This window comes from Paraburkholderia sp. NMBU_R16 (genome assembly GCF_013282575.1).
Classification (GTDB): domain Bacteria; phylum Pseudomonadota; class Gammaproteobacteria; order Burkholderiales; family Burkholderiaceae; genus Trinickia.
This window is the reverse complement of the sequence record NZ_JAAAYE010000143.1, coordinates 1-2977: the sequence shown is the minus strand read 5'-3', so window position 1 is coordinate 2977 and position 2977 is coordinate 1. Positions and strand designations below refer to the sequence as shown.

Below are 2977 nucleotides of genomic sequence, written 5' to 3'. Positions count from 1 at the left end.
GGAATGCCTTTGCGTGAAGTTCTCTTCGGTGCTTCTGTTGACACTGTGGTCCCCGCTACTCGTGTGGTGGGGCCTACTCTGGCAACATTCATTCACACCGTCGAGACGGTACCGGCGACACGCTTACCTTGAACATGCTGATCGAAACACCTGGCGGCTTCGACTATACCTGTGATCAGTGTCGCGGCTGGATGAGCAAAGCAGGTTTCGAGCAAATACGCGCAGTGCCCCTCGTCGGCCATGAAACGATGATGATTGGCGTTCGCTAGCCGTCAGCATTGCGGCTGCACAGAACCCGCAGCCGCTAGCAAAAAACCCATTCCCCAGCAGTTTGCGATCGACTATTGACTCTTTTGCTGCTGCAGATACTTCCGCACATCACTCAACGACACCCGGCCGGTGTGGGCCGAGTCGATCTGATCGAAGTGTTCAGCGATATATCCAAGACCGTTGCTTTGCGCCTGGCTCTTGGTGATCGAAGCATTGTTGCTCAAAGCCGACCTCCCGCCGAGTTGTGCATCGACGCGTCGCTGAGCTTCCTGCTGCAATTGGGTCCCTTTGGACGGCGCAACGGGCGCAGGGCGGTTCGCGGGGAAAAACGGTCCATCCACGCCGCGCCCGCCCTCCGGGAGAGTGACTGGCGCAACAGCCTGTGTTTGCGATGCCTGCGCATGAGTGGCAGCAACACCGACAACCGCGCTCAGCACCACTCGCGCCATCCGGCGCCACTGCATATCGAATTTGGACATGATCGCTCGCAATAGAGAATTGGGTCGGCTTACTATCTGGCAAGGTACCACTCGATAGTTAGCGCTCATCGGCTTACTCGGAGGCCACAGGCGTGCCAACCGAATCATCGTCCATCCAAGGCGCAGGTAGCGTCGATAGCGAAAGCGCCAATGGAATCTTCCGGTCGTGATAATAGTCCACGAGATCGGACCTCATCTGCGGACGAGCCACATCATCCAGGTAAATCATGTGCCCGCCTTGAAAGAAGTTGATCTGAATGTTCGGGTTCAAGCCGCTCACCGTTTGAAGGCGCGCAAGCTCTTTCTCCGTAGTGAAAAATGGGGTCGCCAAGTCGTGATAGCCATTTTCCGAAAGCACCTTGAGTTTTGGGTTGAGTGTGATCGCGCCGAGCAAATCAGGCAGTGTGTCAGGCAACGGCTGCCCCTCATGCGAGAAGTCCCAGAGACCCATGATGCTGTTATTCAACAACACGTACGTGGCATTCGGCGCCGTGTATCCCAGGTAGCTCGGCATTTGCGTGGCAAGCACATTCGTAAATGGCTGGGCGATGAGAATGTCCGAAGGATCTGAATCAGCTTGCAGTCGCGGATCTGAGTTTGGCAACGATACCCGCCCATCGTATCGGCCAATGATGGTGCCGGGAAGCAGCGATGCGACGAACGGCTTGACGCTGAAGTAGCCCTGCAGCGCTTGTAACGTCAGGCTCGATGACCATTGCCATGATTCCAGCGTTTGCGTGGATGGAAGCACCGGCGCACCGAAGGCATTCGGCGTACCGATCTCGCTGAGCACCCACGACAACGCATAGTTTTTGAAGCGGTCATACTCGCCTGTTGCGAAGGCTTCGGATTGCAGTGCAAACAGTCCCTGATGCTGTATCGGGCGGGAGGTTTGGTTGTAGTACGCTGCTATCTCCGCATACGTCGGGTAATGGCCAGCGAGCGTGTCAGTGTCGAGCTTGAGACCTGCCGCGGATCGGGTGATAAGTGTGGCCTCGATCGCATCCGCGAAGTAATTCAGGATCGACGACTGAAGGACAATACCCGTGAGATGGACGCCGGCAGATTCAAGCGCAAGCGCAGCCATGTCGGTGCGCGGTGCACCATACGATTCGCCATACAAGTAGATCGGCGAGCCACTACGGTTATTCGTCGCCAGATAGCGGATGATGAAATCGCGAATGACGTTCACATCCGGATCGCTGCCCCACAAGTTCCGATTCGTATTGGGCAGAATCGCTTCTGAAAGTCCGGTGCCGGGTGGATCGATGAAGACCATGTCGGTCGTATCGATCAGGCTGTCGGCGTTATCGACGAGCGGATAGTTCGGCCAATTGCCAAACATCGGGTCGGGCGTGGCAACGCGTGTCGGCGCGAAGGAGCCTAGCCGCAGCCAAACCGACGATGAGCCGGGCCCCCCGTTATAGAAAAACGTGAGAGGCCGCGGCTGCTTACCGGTAGCTGGCGCCGTGTATGCAACATACGAAATGGTGGCTTCGGGATTGCCGCGTGCGTCCGACGCTGTCAAATGGCCTGTCGTCGTGACGTAGTTGATTGCGGTTTTCCCGGACGTCCATTGATGGTGCATGACCGCTGCCCTCTCCGAAACCTGCGATGCTGGCAATCCGTCATTTGCATTTGACGAATAGGCAACTGGGTCTGTGTAGGGTTGATCGGCTGTCTGTTGGCTCATGACCGCCTGAGCCGACACGCTCGCCCCCGGCGACACAGTGCTGTCGCTACTGCCGCCACCGCAAGCCGAAAGCATTGCAACGCCGAACAACAACGCGCAACACAACGTCGTCCGGCTGACGCCGCCGGGCCTGCTAACGCTCACTCTATAGTTTGGTTTCATCTCGATTCCAGTGAATGAAGACCACGGCGAGTTCCCCGAGCACCGCTCGAGGGAATTAATTCGATGGGTAAAACTGGTTTGTAAAGGCTTTTTTCCGTTTCGGACAAGACGGAAAGCGCGGATAGCAAGATGTTGTGACTAAATATAGGCGCGTCAAAAATAAGACATTGTTAACAATTTATGTCAATTCATTACATTCATTCCATCAACTTCTGATGGAAACACCGAATGCATAAAGTTCACACTTTTTGCGGCTCTTTTGAAAATGCAGTGGGTAAAGCGGCTCACGAGGCATGCGGGTTGAAGCTGGAGAAATCTAGCTTGCCGGCGATGAGGAACAGCACGGTTCGCATTGTTTCGAAGCGCGTGTAGC

3 protein-coding genes are annotated in these 2977 nt (G+C 55.8%); all 3 read right to left on the bottom strand.

Annotated elements, in window-relative coordinates; all coding sequences use genetic code 11:
• Positions 1-341: 341 nt before the first annotated feature.
• Complete coding sequence (locus GWC77_RS27250; protein WP_254367214.1) at positions 342-749, bottom strand: 2-oxoglutarate dehydrogenase; 408 nt, start codon at positions 747-749, stop codon at positions 342-344.
• 73 nt (positions 750-822) lie between these two features.
• Positions 823-2517, bottom strand: a complete 1695-nt coding sequence (locus tag GWC77_RS27245) for a peptidase S10 (RefSeq protein ID WP_254367215.1) — start codon at positions 2515-2517, stop codon at positions 823-825.
• Positions 2518-2787: 270 nt separating this feature from the next.
• Positions 2788-2977, bottom strand: a 190-nt coding sequence (locus tag GWC77_RS29215; protein ID WP_217283433.1) for a hypothetical protein, incomplete at its 5' end; no start/stop codon positions are given.